Origin of the sequence: Streptomyces sp. CB02366 (assembly GCF_001905905.1) — a bacterium.
GTDB lineage: Bacteria > Actinomycetota > Actinomycetes > Streptomycetales > Streptomycetaceae > Streptomyces.
In genome coordinates, this window is the sequence record NZ_LIVT01000002.1 from 610,156 (window position 1) to 624,540 (window position 14,385).

The window sequence follows — 14,385 nt, forward strand, 5'->3', positions numbered from 1 at the left end:
GCCACCGCCCTCTCCCTCTCCCTCGCCCTGCTCCTGGGCGGGTGCGGGCTCAAGAGCGGTTCCCCGATGGTGGACGACGTGTCGCCGGGGTCGGTCGGGCAGGGCGAGCCGCTCAAGGGCGCGACGCTGACGGTGACGTCGAAGAACTTCAGCGAGAACATCATCCTGGGCCAGATGACCGGCCTGGTCTTCAAGGCGGCCGGGGCGGAGGTCATCGACCGGACGAACCTGCCGGGCTCGATCAGCGCCCGCGAGGCCATCATCAACGGCGACGCCGACGCCCAGTGGGACTACACCGGCACCGGCTGGATCACCTTCCTGGGCCACGCGGACCCGATCGCCGACCCGGAGAAGCAGTACGAGGCGGTACGGGACGAGGACAGGGGCAACGGGGTGGTCTGGCTGCCGCCGGCGCCCCTGGACAACACCTACGCACTGGCCGTCAGCAAGAAGAACAACGCGAAGTACAGGCTGAAGACCCTCTCGGACGTGGCGGCGCTGGCGAAGAGGGAGCCGGGGGCGGTGACGATCTGCGTGGAGAACGAGTTCGCCTCCCGCGACGACGGGCTTCCGGGCATGGAGAAGAAGTACGGGATGGACATCCCGGCGGGCGACATCCGGAAGATGGACGCCGGGATCATCTACACGCAGGTCTCCCAGTCCGACTCCTGCCTGCTGGGCGAGGTGTTCACCACGGACGGCCGCATCAAGGCGATGAACCTGGACGTGCTGCGGGACGACAAGAACTTCTTCCCCAACTACAACGCCTCCCCGGTCGTCCACGAGGCGACCTTCGAGAAGTACCCCGTGATCGCGGAGCTGTTGGACCCGCTCGCCCGGAAGCTGACCACCGAGGTGGCGCAGACGCTCAACGCCAAGGTCGACGTGGACGGCGAGGACCCGCACGAGGTGGCGAAGAAGTGGCTGGTGGAGGAGGGGTTCATCGAGGAGGGGTGAGCCGTCGGCAAGAGTTGCAAAGGCTTCGTTGCAAAAAAACCCTTGCAAAGCCTCCTTTGCAACTCTACTGTCGAAGCATGCCCGAGAACGAGAACGAGAACGAGAACGAGAACGAGAACGAGAACGTGCGCGGCGACGGGGACCCGCCCCCTTACCGCCACGACGGCGCCGACCACCGGATCCACCAGGTGAACGCCCGCACTCTGCGTGCGGTCGCGCACCCCCTACGGCTCCGCCTCCTGAACGCGCTGCGCGAGTTCGGCCCGGCCACCGCCTCCCGGCTCGGCGAGCGGCTGGGCGAGTCCAGTGGAGCGACCAGCTACCACCTGCGGCAGATGGCGGAGGCCGGACTGGTCGAGGACGCCCCGGAGTTGGGCAAGGGGCGTGAGCGCTGGTGGCGGTCGGTCCACGACGGTTCGATGTTCGAGAGTTCCGACTTCCGCCGGCACGCGGATCCGCAGGTGCGCGGAGCGATCGACTTCGTCCTGCACGAGACGGCCACCTCCCACGCCGAGGAGCTGAACACCTGGCTGGGCACCGTGGGCGACTGGCCGGAGGAATGGCAGCGCAGCTGGGACATGAGCGACTTCAAGCTCCGCCTCACCCCCGAGCTGGCGCTGGAGCTGTCCCGCAAGGTGCACGAACTGATGGAGAGCTACCGGGGCGCCGTCCCCGAGGACACCGAGGGCTCGGCGGTCGTCCGCACCCACCTGCACCTCTTCCCGCGCCGCTCCGAGTGACCGCACCGCATCCCGCAACGCCCCGCCCCGCCCCCTGAAGGGAAGACCGCCATGCACGCCGACGTCCACCACCTCCTGCACACCTTCGCTTCCGCCGAACTCCACACCGCAGCAAGAGAGTTCCGTCTCCCCCGGACCCCGCTGCGCGTCCGGGCGGGGTGGATGCTGGTCGAGCTGGGTCTGCGGCTGACGGCCCAGGGCCGGGAGGCGTCCGCGCCCGCGCCCCGCGCCGCCGCCTTCCATCCGGCGTAATCGGCGGGCCGGGGGGACGGCCATGCGGGACCGTGTGCCACCGACCACCACGCTCGTCGCCAACTCCATCTCGACGGCGGGTACTTCACTGACCCTGATCGGCGTCCCCCGGTTCGTCCTGGAGGCCGACGGGGGATCCGGGGCGCGCCGGGATTCCGTCGTGCCGCCGCAGGTCAGCAGCTCGGCGCCTTCCCGCCCGACCGGAGGGCCTTCAGCGAGCCGACCGCGTCCTTGAGCGTGTGGACGGGCACGATCCGCAGCCCGTCCGGCGCCTCGGCTTCCGCCTGGGAGCATTCGGCCTCGGGGACGAGGAAGACGCTCGCCCCGTCGCGGTGGGCACCCTGGACCTTCATCGACACCCCGCCGACCGCGCCGACCTTGCCGTCCGCCGTGATCGTCCCCGTACCGGCGATGGTGCGGCCGTCGGTGAGGCCGCCGCCGGAACCGTCGCCGTCGAGCTTGTCGATGATGCCGAGCGAGAGGAAGAGCCCGGCGCTCGGCCCGCCGATGTCACCGAGGTCCACCGACACCCGCATCGAACCGGGCGCGCGGTCCAGGTAGTTCAGGGCGGCGTCGACGGCGACGTTCTGCGACTGCCTCATGTCGTCGAGGTTGTGCTTCTCGATCTCCTTCTCCGAGCCCCCGGTGGGGTAGACGGAGTCACGCGGCATGACCGCCCGGTCGGTACGGAACCACGCGTCGAACACGTCACCGACGCGGACGTCCGCCTTCGGCCCGGTGGCGAGGATCGTCGTCATCCTCAGCTGGCCGTCGGTGGGCCGGGTCTTCGCACCGGTGATGGTGATCACCGGCCGTCCGTCGTCCTCGCCGAGTACGTCGGCGGTCACGCCGGGCCGGGCCACGGTGAACGGCAGCGGCGCGAAGGCCGCCGTGCCGAACAGGGCGAGGACCGGCAGCGCGCAGAGGGCGAGGACGCGGGGGCGCGAGAGGCGAGAGAGCACGCACCCAATCTAACCGCCGCGCCGGAGGGGGAACGCGCCAGGCGTACGCCGCCTCCACGCTCCCCGGCGGGCGTCCGCCGGGGAGCGTGGCCTCTCCCCGGCGCACGCCCACCGCAGCGGCGCACGCCTACCGCAGCGCGTCCGCTACTTCCCTGGCGGCGTCGAGCACCCGGGGCCCGACCCGTTCCGGTACGGCGTCGGCGAGCATGACCACGCCGACGCTGCCCTCCACGCCCGAGATGCCGACCAGGGGCGCGGCCGCCCCGCTGGCGCCGGCTTCGAGTTCGCCGTGGGTGAGGGTGTAGCCGGGATGGTCGGCGTCCGTCGCCTGCCGGGCGGAGAGGATGGCCCGGCCCGCCGCGCCCCGGTCCAACGGGTGGCGGAAGCCGGCCCGGTAGGCGACGTGGTAGTCGGTCCAGGTGGGCTCCACGACGGCGACCGCGAGGGCGTCGCTGCCGTCGACGAGCGTGAGGTGGGCGGTGGCCCCGATGTCCTCGGCCAGGGAGCGCAGCGCGGGCAGCGCCGCTTCCCGGACGAGCGGGTGCACCTGCCGGCCGAGCCGCAGCACGCCGAGACCGACCCGGGCGCGACCGCCCAGGTCCCGGCGCACCAGGGCGTGCTGCTCCAGCGTGGCGAGCAGCCGGTAGACGACGGTCCGGTTGACGCCGAGCTTGTTGGACAGCTCGGTGACGGTCAGGCCGTGGTCGGTGTCGGCGAGCAGCTTGAGGACGCGCAGTCCTCGGTCGAGCGTCTGGGAAGTCTCCGCGGTCACGACGCCCTCTCCTCTTCGGGGTGAGCGACGACGGCCCGGCTCCGGCGGTTGCGACGCCGGTCCCAGCGGCGACGCACGGAGAGGCCGCCGGTCTGGCAGGCACCGGCTGCGCTCCGCGGCGGCGTTGCCACGGGGCGTTCATATGGCGGGGACAGTAGCGAGCCAGTCCGCTCAGCGGAAGTCCTCGTCCAGAATCCGGTCTCCGGACTTCGGGCCCCCAAACGGCCCGGTACATAAGAGCCGGTCAGCGCGGTGTCGTCCGGTAAACGAACATCTACGCGCGTCCACGTGTCACAACTCCGACACCGAGAGGGGCACGCAGAGGTGAACAGCCGTTAACGTTCCGTGAGGAAAAGGCCCATGATTATTTCCGCCGCACGCTCGCCGGAATACCGGCCTCCGGTCCCCGCGCCCAGGAACGCCCGACGGCCGCACGGGACCCGGGCGGCAAGCGGGACGGGGAGGGGGCGGGGCGCGTACCCGCCGCCCCACCCCCTCCCCGTCCCGCCCACGGGCCCGCCCTCCCGGTCACTTCATCCGCGTCGCCCACTCCTGGACCTTCGCGATGCGCGTCTGGATCTGGTGGGCCGTGGCCTCCGCGCTCGGCGGGCCGCCGCAGACGCGGCGCAGTTCGTTGTGGATCACGCCGTGCGGTTTGCCGCTCTGGTGGGTGTAGGCGGAGACCATCGTGTTCAGCTGCTTGCGCAGGCTCAGCAGCTGCTTGTGCGTGACCACGGGGCGGGCCTCGGCGGGCTTCTCCAGGAGGTCGGCCTCCCCGGCCGGCTTCTGGCGGCTGTGCGCGATCTGGCGGCTCTGGCGCTTCTGGAGCAGGAGCTGCACCTGGTCCGGCTCCAGGAGTCCGGGGATGCCGAGGTAGTCCTGCTCCTCCTCGGAGCCGGGGTGGGCCTGCATGCCGAACTCGGCGCCGTCGTACAGCACCCGGTCGAAGACGGCGTCGGACTCCAGCGCCTCGAAGGGCAGTTGGTCCTCGGTCTCCTCGTCCTCCAGCCTCTCGGCGTCGGCGAGGAGCTTGTCCTCCTCGGAGAAGGGGTTCTCCTCCTCGCCGCCCTTCTTCGGCTTGTCCAGGACGTGGTCGCGCTCGACCTCCATCTCGTTGGCGAAGTCGAGGAGCATCGGGATGGTCGGCAGGAAGACGGAAGCGGTCTCGCCGCGCCTGCGGGAGCGTACGAAGCGGCCGACGGCCTGGGCGAAGAAGAGGGGCGTCGAGATGGTGGTCGCGTACACGCCGACGGCGAGCCGGGGCACGTCGACGCCCTCCGACACCATCCGCACCGCGACCATCCAGCGCGATTCGTCGGCGCTGAACCGGTCGATCTTCTTGGAGGCGGCCTTCTCGTCGGAGAGGACCACGGTCGGCGTCTCGCCGGTGACCTTCTTGAGGATCTTGGCGTAGGCGCGGGCCGAGTCCTGGTCGGTCGCGATGACCAGGCCACCCGCGTCGGGAATGCCCTTGCGGACCTCGGTGAGCCGCTTGTCGGCGGCGGCGAGCACGTTGGGGATCCACTCACCGGTGGGGGCGAGCGCGGTGCGCCACGCCTGGCCGATGGCGTCCTTGGTCATCGGCTCGCCGAGCCGGGCGGCGATCTCGTCCCCGGCCTTCGTGCGCCAGCGCATGTTGCCGCTGTAGCTGAGGAAGATGACCGGGCGCACGACGCCGTCGGCGAGGGCGTTGCCGTAGCCGTAGGTGTAGTCGGCGGAGGAGCGGCGGATGCCGTCGTTGCCCTCCTCGTACTGGACGAACGGGATCGGGTTGGTGTCCGAGCGGAACGGCGTACCGGTCAGGGCGAGCCGCCGGGTCGCCGGGTCGAACGCCTCCTGGCAGGCCTCGCCCCAGGACTTCGAGTCGCCGGCGTGGTGGATCTCGTCGAGGATCACGAGCGTCTTGCGCTGCTCGCAGCGGTTGCGGTGGAGCATCGGGCGGACGCCGACACCCGCGTACGTCACGGCGACCCCGTGGTACTCCTTGCTCAGCGGACCGGCGCTGTACTCGGGGTCGAGCTTGATCCCTATCCGGGCGGCCGCCTCCGCCCACTGCTTCTTGAGGTGCTCGGTCGGGGCGACGACGGTGATCTGCTGCACGACGTGGTGGTGCAGCAGCCAGGACGCCAGGGTCAGCGCGAACGTGGTCTTGCCGGCTCCGGGCGTCGCGACGGCGAGGAAGTCGCGCGGCTGCTCCTGGACGTACCTCTCCATGGCGCCCTGCTGCCAGGCTCGCAGCTTGCCGGCGGTCCCCCAGGGGGCGCGGCCGGGAAAGGCGGGTGAGAGGTGGTGGGAGGCGGTGGTAGTAGTCACGGTCTCCGGTTCGGGGCTCTCGGGTGCGTGGGGCGCTGTCCGCGTCGGCCCGGCCCGATGAGGCCCGGCCTGCGATACGACAACCGGGCCACCCTACCGGGGGCCCGGTGGTGACCCGGCACGGACGAGTCGCGTCGCCGCCCGACGAGACCGTGCTCACATCGCGTCGTGCAACGCCCTCAGCCGCCCTGCGATCAGGTCCACGTCCTCAAGACTGCCCATGGCCACCTCGATGACGAGCTTGTACGCCTCATCCTGGTCGACCTCGACCATGTCGGTCCCGTTGATGTCGAGGAACACGACCGTGGACATCCACGCCATACGCTTGTTGCCGTCGACGAGAGGACGGTTCACGGCCAGCGACTGCAACAGCCCGGCCGCCTTCTGGAAAAGGTCGCTGTACGCCTCGACGCCGAACATCTGCGACTGGGGCCGGTGGACCGCCGAGCTGAGCAGCCCCAGGTCGCGCACGGCGACCTGCTGCCCCCCGCAGGCGAGCTCCGCCAGGTCCAGGACTTCCTGGACCGTCAGATACTTCACTACTCCCCCAGCCTCCGCAGCAGATCGGCGTGGCGCACCGCGTACTTCGCACCGAGGCGGCGAACCGACTCCCGGTCGGCCTCGACCTCCAGATAGCGGTCGATCGCCTGAAGCACTATGGCGTGCATACTGCGCCCCTCCTGCTCGGCACGGAGCTTCAGTGCCTCCTGCTGGTCCTCACGCATACGCAGATTCATGGCCATACCAAAAAAGTACCACCTATGGGGTCATCCTGATACCGCTACGTCTCCCGGACGACGACCCGCATAGCCACCCACACCCCCACCAGCGCCACCCCCGCCATCGGCAGGAACACCGCCGCGAACGCGCCCGGGTGCGAGCCCGCCGCGGTGGCCTCCACCGCCCCGTGGGCGGCCGCGCCGAGGGCCTTGCCGCCGAGCGCCGCGAAGGCCGCGCCGCCGACGGCGAGCAGCAGCACGTTGGAGAGGCCGTCGGAGATCTGGAGGGCGGCGGAGTTGGAGCCCGCCTCCTCGGGGGCCGACAGCTTGAGCAGCAGCACGCTGGTGGAGGCGATCACGATGCCCATCCCGAAGCAGCCGAACGCCCAGGCGACGGCGACGGTCCAGACCGGGACGCCCTCGATCAGCACGGAGGGCGCGACGGCGATGGAGGCGGCGACGAGCAGCATGCCGGTCACCATCAGCCCCTCCCGGTGGGGCTCCGTGCGCGGCCGGGACTGCACGAACGAACCGAGCGCCCAGGTCGCCCCGCCCACGGCCAGCGACAGGCCGGCCATCGTGGGGGACAGTCCGCGCTGGGTGACCAGCATCAGCGGTACGAAGGACTCGGCGGCGATGAACGACCCGGCGGCGACCCCGCGCAGCAGGACCACCGAGGGCAGCCCGCGCGCGGCCCGCACGGTGCCGGTGGGCAGGAGCCCGCGGACGGCGGGCACCAGAAGGGCGACGCCGGCGGCGGCGGGCAGGAGCGCGAACCAGTTCAGCTCCTGTCCCGCGTACTGGAGCAGTCCCGCCCCGGCCGAGATCCCGAGGGCGAGGCGGATGCGGCGGCGGTCGTACGGTTCCGCGGCGGCGGCCGGGTCGGCGGGCCCTGAGGCCGTCCGCCGGATCGCCGGGAGGGCCAGGGCGAGCGGTATCACGATGAGGGCGGGGATGCCGACGAAGACCCAGCGCCAACCGAGCTGCTCGGTCACCGTGCCGGCGGCGAGCGGTCCGACGACGGAGGGGATCACCCAGCTCGCGGCGAAGGCGGCCAGGATCGCGGGCCGGATGTGTTCGGGGTAGGCCCGCCCGATGACCACGTACAGGGCGACGATCACCAGCCCGCCGCCGAGCCCCTGGACGGCCCGGCCCGCGATGAAGACCCACATGCCGGTGGCGGCCCCGGAGAGCAGCAGGCCCGCGCCGAACGCGGTGATGCCGGTGGCGAGCGGCTGGAGCGGCCCGCGCCGGTCGGCCCACTGCCCGGAGAGGACCATGGCGAAGAGGCTGGTGGTGAAGTACGCGGAGAAGGCGAACGCGTAGAGCGGGATGCCGTTCAGCTCCCGGGCGGCGACCGGCATGGCCGTGCCGACCGCCGTGGCCTCGAACGCGATGAGGAACACCACGGAGACGATGCCGATGCTCAGCGCCCGGTAGGTGCGCCCGAGGACCCCTTCGACGGCTTCGCGGGGGAGGTCGGACAGCGGGTCGGGGGAAGGGGCGTCGGTCGTGGGCGGCGCGAGGTGGGCGGCGTCGGTGCCGTCACGGGGTTCGAGGGCGGTCATGGCCTCAGCGTAAGGGGCGTCGACCGGTATGAACCCTGTCGAGGTACGGTCCCGCGCTCGGTCCTTGGTCGTAGGCCCCGAGCCCGGCCCGCCGGACGGGGCCCGGTCCCGGACGGATCCGGTTGTGAACGGCGTATGGCAGTCGCGTTGCGGGCGGGCCGGATGCCTTGAGACGGGGGGCGGGGGCCCGTAGCGTCGTTGTCGTCGAAGGAACGACGGAGTACCGCACCACCCCCGACCGTGTGCCCGAGAGGCTCAGGGGCTCGACTGCAACTCGAGTTACACCGGTTCGAATCCGGTCACGGTCTCCACCGCACACCGGCCGCCCCCGTCATGGGGCGGCCGGTTCCGTTTCCTCGCCTGCCCTGCCCGCCCCGGAAGAAGGACCGGCCGGCCGGGGCACACCGCACGACGGCGCCGCCTTCCGCCGTGGGCCGGCACCTCGAACCGCCTTTCGCCGCGTCAGCCCTTCGGCGCCGCCACCGCCGCCTGGGGCCTGATGGGGAGGCGGTTGACCGGGCGGCCCGTGGCCGAGCGGACGGCCGCGGCGACCGCCGCGGGGGACGTGACCACGGGGACGGCGGAAGCCGGTTTGGCGCCGAAGGGGGCCACCACGTCGCGTTCCTCGACCAGCTTCACGATCCGGATGTCCGGGGCGTCCAGCGAGGTCGGGAGCGCGTAGCCGGTCAGGTCGGGGTGGCGGATCAGGCCCTTGGCGGTGCGGAGGTTCTCCGTGAGGGCCGCGCCGATGCCCTGGGTGACCCCCGCCTCGATACGGGTCGCCAACTGCGCCGGATTCAGGACGCGGCCGACGTCCTGGGCGACCGCCATCTCGACCACGCGGACGGAGCCGAGCTCGATGTCGACGTCGACCACCGCCCGTACCGCGCAGAACGCGAGGCCGACGAACGCGTCGCCCTGCCCGGATTCGTCCAGCGGCTCCGTGGGGTGGGGGCGGCACTGCGCCGTGGCCCACAGCTCCTTGCCGTCCAGCGTCTCGCCGACCGTCGTGGACAGCACGCCGTCGTAGGAGGTGATCTTGCCGTCCGCGATCTGGAGCAGCTCCGTGGACATGCCGAACTTGTGGGCCAGCGGCTGGAGGAGCTGGGTGCGGACCATCTTCGCCGCGCGCTCCACCGCCCCGCCCGACACCCAGGTGTGGCGGCCGTGGGTCGCCGGGCCGGCGGGCGGCTGGTCGGTGTCGACCGCGGCCACGTGGACCTCGTCGACGCCCAGGACCTCCTGGACGATCTGGCGGGCCAGCGTGGTGAAGCCCTGGCCCGTGTCGACCGCCGCGCAGATCACCGTGGCCACGCCGTCGTGGACCCGGACCGTGGCCGTGGAGACCTCGTCCGCCCCCTCGGCGCCGAGCATGTGGACCATGCCCACGCCGTAGCCCACGCCCCGGCGCACCGCACCGGGCTCCCCCGCGCCCTCCGGGCCGCCCGGCAGCAGCCACTCGTCCTCCGGGCCGTCCTTGGGGAGGGCGGGCAGCGGCTCGTCGCGGACGGCCCTGAGCAGTTCGGCCACCGGGGCGGGGCAGGTCACCGTCTGGCCGGTGGGCAGGATGTCGCCGGTGGACAGGGCGTTGCGCAGGCGGAGTTCGGCCGGGTCGATGCCGATCCGGGCGGCCAGCTTGTCCATCTGGCCCTCGTACGCGGCACAGACCTGCATCGCGCCCTCGCCGCGCACATGGCCCGACGGCGGGTTGTTCGTCCGGACCGCCCAGCCCTCGATGAAGGCGTGGGGAACGACGTACGGGCCGCAGGCGAACGCCACGGCAGCGGCCAGGGAGTCGGAGGAGGCGTCGGCGTACGCGCCCGCGTCCAGCAGGATCTGCGCCTCCACCTTGATCAGCCGGCCCTCGGCGTCCGCGTGGTGGCGGTAGCGCAGGAGGGTGGGGTGGCGGTGGGTGTGGCCGAGGAAGGACTCCTCGCGGGTCGCGGCCAGCTTCACCGGGCAGCCGGTGCGCAGCGCGAGCAGCCCCAGCGGGATCTGGAAGCCCGGGTCCTCGCGGTCGCCGGTCGCACCGGGCACCCCCGTCACCACGACCTTGACCCGGTCGGGCTCCAGGCCGAAGCAGGCGGCGATCAGGTCGCGGTCGGTGTGCGGGTCGGTGGAGGCGGTGTAGATCTCCACGCCGCCGTCCGGGCGGGGCACGGCGAGGCCGGCCTCCGCGCCGATGGGGGCCGGGTCCTGGCGGCCGATGCGGTACAGGCCCTCGACGACGACCTCGCCGGTCGCCTCCGGGTCGCCGTAGCGCAGCGGAATGTGCCGGATCAGGTTGCCGTCGGGGTGCAGCGGCTCCGCCGCGAACGCCTTCTCCGGGTCGGTGACCGGCTCCAGCACCTCGTACCGTACGGCGATGGCGGCGGCGGCCAGCCGTGCGGTCTCCGGGTGGTCGGCGGCGACGGCGGCGATCGGCTCGCCGTGGTGGCGTACCAGCTCGGAGGCGAACACCGGGCGGTCCACGACGTGGCGTCCGTAGTTGCCGTCCCCGGGGACGTCCTCGTGGGTGACGACCGCCCGCACCCCCGGCATCTCCTCGGCCCCCGAGGTGTCGATCGACAGGATGCGCGCGTGCGGGTGCGGGGAGCGCAGCACGGCCGCCCAGAGCAGTCCCTCGGCCCAGAGGTCGGCGGCGTACGGGAAGGTGCCCTCGGTCTTCGCGCGGGTGTCCGCCGACCGCAGGGACGCCCCGAGGCCCTGCTGGGGCGGCCCCTGGTCCGGGCCGGGGCTCCCGCCCGGTGCGCCTGCCAGCGCGTCGATCCTGGGCAGGCTGGTGCTGGTCGCGTTGGCCGCGGTGGCCGCGTCGCCGCTCACGCCGCCTCCTTGTCGTTCGCCCCGTCGGCGATGCGACGGGTGGTGAGCCCTGGGTTCGCGTGGTGCGGGCGCCGCTGTCGTACGGCGGGGCCGCGGGCGTGCCTCACAGCGCCTCTCCCTCGTGCGGGTGGGGCGCCTGCTGTACACCGCCGGCGCCCGGCTCGGCCTGGTGCGGGATGCGCGCCTCTTCCGGGGCGGCCGCCTCGGCGGCGGCCTCGCGGGCCGCGACGACGTCCGCCACCGCGTCGAGCACGCCCCGGTAGCCGGAGCAGCGGCAGAGGTTGCCGCAGAGGGCCTGGCGGGTCTCCAGCTCCGTGGGGGCGTGGTTGCCCTCCAGGAGGTCGTGGACGGTCATCGCCATGCCGGGGATGCAGAAGCCGCACTGGACGGCCCCGCAGGAGGCCAGGGCCCGCTGGACGTCGGAGGGCTCGCCGTCGACGGCCAGGCCCTCGACCGTCCGCACCTCGCTGCCCGCGGTGGTGGCGGCCGGGACCAGGCAGGAGGCGACCAGCCGGCCGTCGACCTGGACGTTGCAGGCGCCGCACTCGCCCTGCGAGCAGCCGTCCTTGGCCCCGGCCAGGCCGAGGCGCTCGCGGAGCACGTACAGCAGGGACTCGCCGATCCAGGCGTCGCTGACCGGGCGGTCCACGCCGTTCACGTGCAGCACGTAGGAGGTGGCGGGGTGGTCGCTGGGCGCGTCGAGGGGAGCGGGGGCCTGGGCGAGGACCGCTTCCGCCTCTGCTTCCGCTCCATGTTCCGGTCCCGTTTCCAGTCCCGGTTCCGGCTCCGGCTCCGGCTCCGGGGGGTCCGGGACCGTGTCCGGGGTGGCGGCCGGCCCCGCGTACGCGTCGGGTGCGGCGTCGGCCCCGGGTTCGGTCTCCTCCGTCGTCGCTCCGGCGGCGGAAGCCTCTGCCTCGGCTGCGGTCTCGGAGAGCTCGGAGGTCTCGGAAGGCTCGGGGGTCTCGGGTCCGGGAGCGTCGGCGAGGAGAGCGGCGGAGGCGTCCTCCGTGTCCGTCGGCGACGCCGCGGCGGCCGGGTGTTCCGCCGGCTCCGCCGGTTCGTCCGCCCGAACGTCCGCCGCGGGTTCCGCTTCCGGGGCCGACCGCTCCTCGGGGGCGGGTACGGGGTCGGCTTCCGGCTCCGACGCCGACACGGGGGCCGGTTCCGGTTCCAGGGCCGGTTCCGGGCTCGTTCGCGGTTCCGGTTGCGGTTCCGGGAGCTGGTCGGCCCAGGGTGCGGGGGCCCCGCCGGGCAGCGTGGCCGGGCGGGCGCTGTCCGCGTACCAGGACGGCGGCTGCGCCGGGGCCGGGTACGCGCCCGACGCGTCCGGGAGCGCCCCGTCCGCCGCGGGGGCCGCCCACGGCCCGATGGGGCCGGGGTGGCCGAAGCCGTCGGCGGGCGCGGACGGAGCCGCCTGGTCTGCGTGATCGGGGTGAGGTGCGTGGTCTGCGTGAGCCGCGTGGTCCACGTGACCCGTGTGGTCGGCGCGACCTGCGCCGCCCGTGTTCCCCGCGTGTCCGAAGTCCTCGGCGTGACCCGCGTAGTCCACGGGCCCGGCGTGCCCCACGGCTCCGAAGTCGTCGGCGTGACCCGCGTGGTCCACGTGCCCGGTGTGCCCGGCGTGCCCCGCGTGGTCCGTGTGCACCGGCCCGTCCAGGACGTCGTGGTGCTCGGGCGCCGGGGCGGTCGGCGGCTCGGCCAGGGCGTCGGTGAAGTTCCACTGGGCCGTGGCGTGCGAGGTGTTCTCGTACGGGCCCCGGTAGCCGCCCGGCGCCCCGTCCTGCCGGTTCGGGTCGGGCCAGTGGACCGCGCCGGCCTCCTGGGCGGCGGCGTCCTCCCGGGCGCGCCGCTCGGCCTCGGCCTGCTGCGCCTGGGTCTGGACCACCCAGCTGCCCGTCGCCGCCGGGTCGAGACCGGCGGCCGGGGTCAGCGGCACGATCATCGGCGGCACGTATCCGTGGCCGGGCGCGGCCAGCGGGATGTCCGCCAGGTCCTCCGGCGAGAGGTGCACGAACGCGGTGGCGTCGGCGTCGAAGCCGTCGCCCTGCGGGGTCGGCTCCCAGCCGCCGTACCCGGAGTCGGGGCCCTCGGAGTGCCCCTGCCACCCGTACTGACCGTGCTGGTCAGGCTGGTGGGAGTTTTCCTCATTGCTCACGACAGTGCCCTCCCCAGCGCGCGTCGGGCGAGCGCGGCGACGGTGCGCCGCAGGTGCAGGACGGCCGGGGACAGCGGCGGGGCCTCTGACCCGTCGGCCGGTGGTGCGTGGTCCGGGATGCAGGCGGCGGCGACGTACTCGCCGAAGGCGGCCAGCGCGTCGGGGGCCAGCCCGCGCTCCCCGTCCCAGTCGATCAGCGAGGCGATCCAGCGCTCCGCCTCCAGCGGGCGCAGCGGCATCGGGGCGATCGCGCCGACGGCGCAGCGCACCCCGCGCCGGGCCGGGTCCAGGACGATGGCGACCGAGGCGGTGGCGCGGCCGGGGCCGGTGCGTCCGGTGGCCTTCAGGAACACCTGCGGCGCGTGCAGCAGCGGTACGCGGACGAACCCGATCAGCTCCGCCGGCTCCAGCATCTCGCGGCCGGCCAGCAGGTGGGAGACGGGGATCTCGCGGCGGGCGCCGTCGGGGCCCGCGACGACGAGTTCGGCCTCCAGCGCGGCCAGCACGGGCAGGGCGTCGCCGGTGGGCGCGGAGGTGACGATGTTGCCGCCGAGCGTGCCCGCGTTGCGGATCTGGGGCGGTCCCGCGGCGCGGGCGGAGGCGGCGAGGGCGGGGATGAGGGCGGCGAAGTCGGGGCGGCCCATGCGGGCGTGGGTGAGTCCGGCGCCCAGGAGGGCGTGGCCGTCCTGGTAGTGCCAGCCGCGCAGCTCGCTGATCCGGCCGAGGCCGACCAGCGCCGAGGGGCGCAGGAGCCCCTTGTTGACGGCCGCCATCAGGTCCGTGCCCCCGGCGACCGGTACGGCGGCGGGCATGGCGCGGAGTGCCGCCACGGCCTCGTCCAACGAGGCCGGCAGCGTCACCGGCTGCGCCGCCTGCGGTGCGTGCGTGGTCAACCCAGCTGCCCCTTCCCGGTCTCCCGGCTGTCTGGCCTGTTCCGCCGTACGGTACGTGTTCACAGCCCGGACGTGGCAACTCTGGCACATCTTCCGACCGGACCGACGCGAGGGTCCGCGAAGGGCGGCTCCGTCCCTGACCTGCGAGATGTTCCGGTTTGACAGGTCTTCCACGGTGCGGGTGAATTGCCACTCTTCAGCGAGCCCCGTACGACTTGTGCCGTTCGCGCC

Annotated in this window: 12 protein-coding genes and 1 tRNA gene; 4 read left to right on the top strand and 9 right to left on the bottom strand. The window is 73.2% G+C overall.

Annotated features, from left to right (window positions below):
• The first annotated feature begins 66 nt into the window (after positions 1 to 66).
• The 3 genes from AMK24_RS08200 to AMK24_RS08210 all read left to right on the top strand — a co-directional run bounded on the left by AMK24_RS08200 (position 67) and on the right by AMK24_RS08210 (position 1,949).
• A complete protein-coding gene (locus AMK24_RS08200; protein ID WP_338012688.1) occupies positions 67 to 957 on the top strand; it encodes a glycine betaine ABC transporter substrate-binding protein in 891 nt (296 codons plus the stop codon).
• Between the two features lie 77 nt (positions 958 to 1,034).
• Positions 1,035 to 1,697 (top strand): winged helix-turn-helix domain-containing protein, encoded by a 663-nt coding sequence (locus AMK24_RS08205; RefSeq protein ID WP_079190457.1) that lies wholly within the window; start codon positions 1,035 to 1,037, stop codon positions 1,695 to 1,697.
• Between the two features lie 51 nt (positions 1,698 to 1,748).
• Positions 1,749 to 1,949: a hypothetical protein gene (locus AMK24_RS08210; protein WP_073766531.1), complete on the top strand. Its 201-nt coding sequence runs from the start codon at positions 1,749 to 1,751 to the stop codon at positions 1,947 to 1,949.
• A gap of 173 nt (positions 1,950 to 2,122) precedes the next feature.
• Here the strand turns inward: AMK24_RS08210 and AMK24_RS08220 are convergent, their stop codons facing one another.
• From AMK24_RS08220 to AMK24_RS08245, 6 genes are all read right to left on the bottom strand, one after another.
• Positions 2,123 to 2,911 carry a S16 family serine protease gene (locus tag AMK24_RS08220; protein ID WP_073766535.1) on the bottom strand — a complete coding sequence of 263 codons (789 nt, stop codon included), beginning with the start codon at positions 2,909 to 2,911 and terminating at the stop codon, positions 2,123 to 2,125.
• Positions 2,912 to 3,038: 127 nt separating this feature from the next.
• On the bottom strand, positions 3,039 to 3,683 hold the full coding sequence (locus tag AMK24_RS08225; protein ID WP_073766537.1) for an IclR family transcriptional regulator: 645 nt from the start codon (positions 3,681 to 3,683) through the stop codon (positions 3,039 to 3,041).
• Positions 3,684 to 4,211: 528 nt separating this feature from the next.
• A complete protein-coding gene (locus AMK24_RS08230) occupies positions 4,212 to 5,996 on the bottom strand; it encodes a DEAD/DEAH box helicase (RefSeq protein WP_073766538.1) in 1,785 nt (594 codons plus the stop codon).
• A 156-nt stretch (positions 5,997 to 6,152) separates the two neighbouring features.
• Positions 6,153 to 6,536, bottom strand: coding sequence for a type II toxin-antitoxin system death-on-curing family toxin (locus tag AMK24_RS08235; protein WP_073766540.1), 384 nt, complete (start codon positions 6,534 to 6,536; stop codon positions 6,153 to 6,155).
• Positions 6,536 to 6,733 carry a ribbon-helix-helix protein, CopG family gene (locus tag AMK24_RS08240; RefSeq protein WP_073766759.1) on the bottom strand — a complete coding sequence of 66 codons (198 nt, stop codon included), beginning with the start codon at positions 6,731 to 6,733 and terminating at the stop codon, positions 6,536 to 6,538. The genes AMK24_RS08235 and AMK24_RS08240 overlap by 1 nt, the downstream gene beginning before the upstream one ends.
• Positions 6,734 to 6,777: 44 nt before the next feature.
• Positions 6,778 to 8,283: an MFS transporter gene (locus AMK24_RS08245; RefSeq protein ID WP_073766542.1), complete on the bottom strand. Its 1,506-nt coding sequence runs from the start codon at positions 8,281 to 8,283 to the stop codon at positions 6,778 to 6,780.
• Between the two features lie 236 nt (positions 8,284 to 8,519).
• On the opposite strand from AMK24_RS08245, the gene AMK24_RS08250 reads away from it, so the two are divergent.
• Positions 8,520 to 8,594 (top strand) — tRNA-Cys (locus AMK24_RS08250).
• 151 nt (positions 8,595 to 8,745) lie between these two features.
• Here AMK24_RS08250 and AMK24_RS08255 read toward each other — a convergent pair.
• The 3 genes from AMK24_RS08255 to AMK24_RS08265 form a co-directional block, all read right to left on the bottom strand.
• Complete coding sequence (locus AMK24_RS08255) at positions 8,746 to 11,106, bottom strand: xanthine dehydrogenase family protein molybdopterin-binding subunit (protein ID WP_073766544.1); 2,361 nt, start codon at positions 11,104 to 11,106, stop codon at positions 8,746 to 8,748.
• A 103-nt stretch (positions 11,107 to 11,209) separates the two neighbouring features.
• Positions 11,210 to 13,261, bottom strand: coding sequence for a (2Fe-2S)-binding protein (locus tag AMK24_RS08260; RefSeq protein ID WP_073766546.1), 2,052 nt, complete (start codon positions 13,259 to 13,261; stop codon positions 11,210 to 11,212).
• A complete protein-coding gene (locus AMK24_RS08265) occupies positions 13,258 to 14,154 on the bottom strand; it encodes an FAD binding domain-containing protein (RefSeq protein ID WP_073766548.1) in 897 nt (298 codons plus the stop codon). The genes AMK24_RS08260 and AMK24_RS08265 overlap by 4 nt, the downstream gene beginning before the upstream one ends.
• Positions 14,155 to 14,385: the final 231 nt, after the last annotated feature.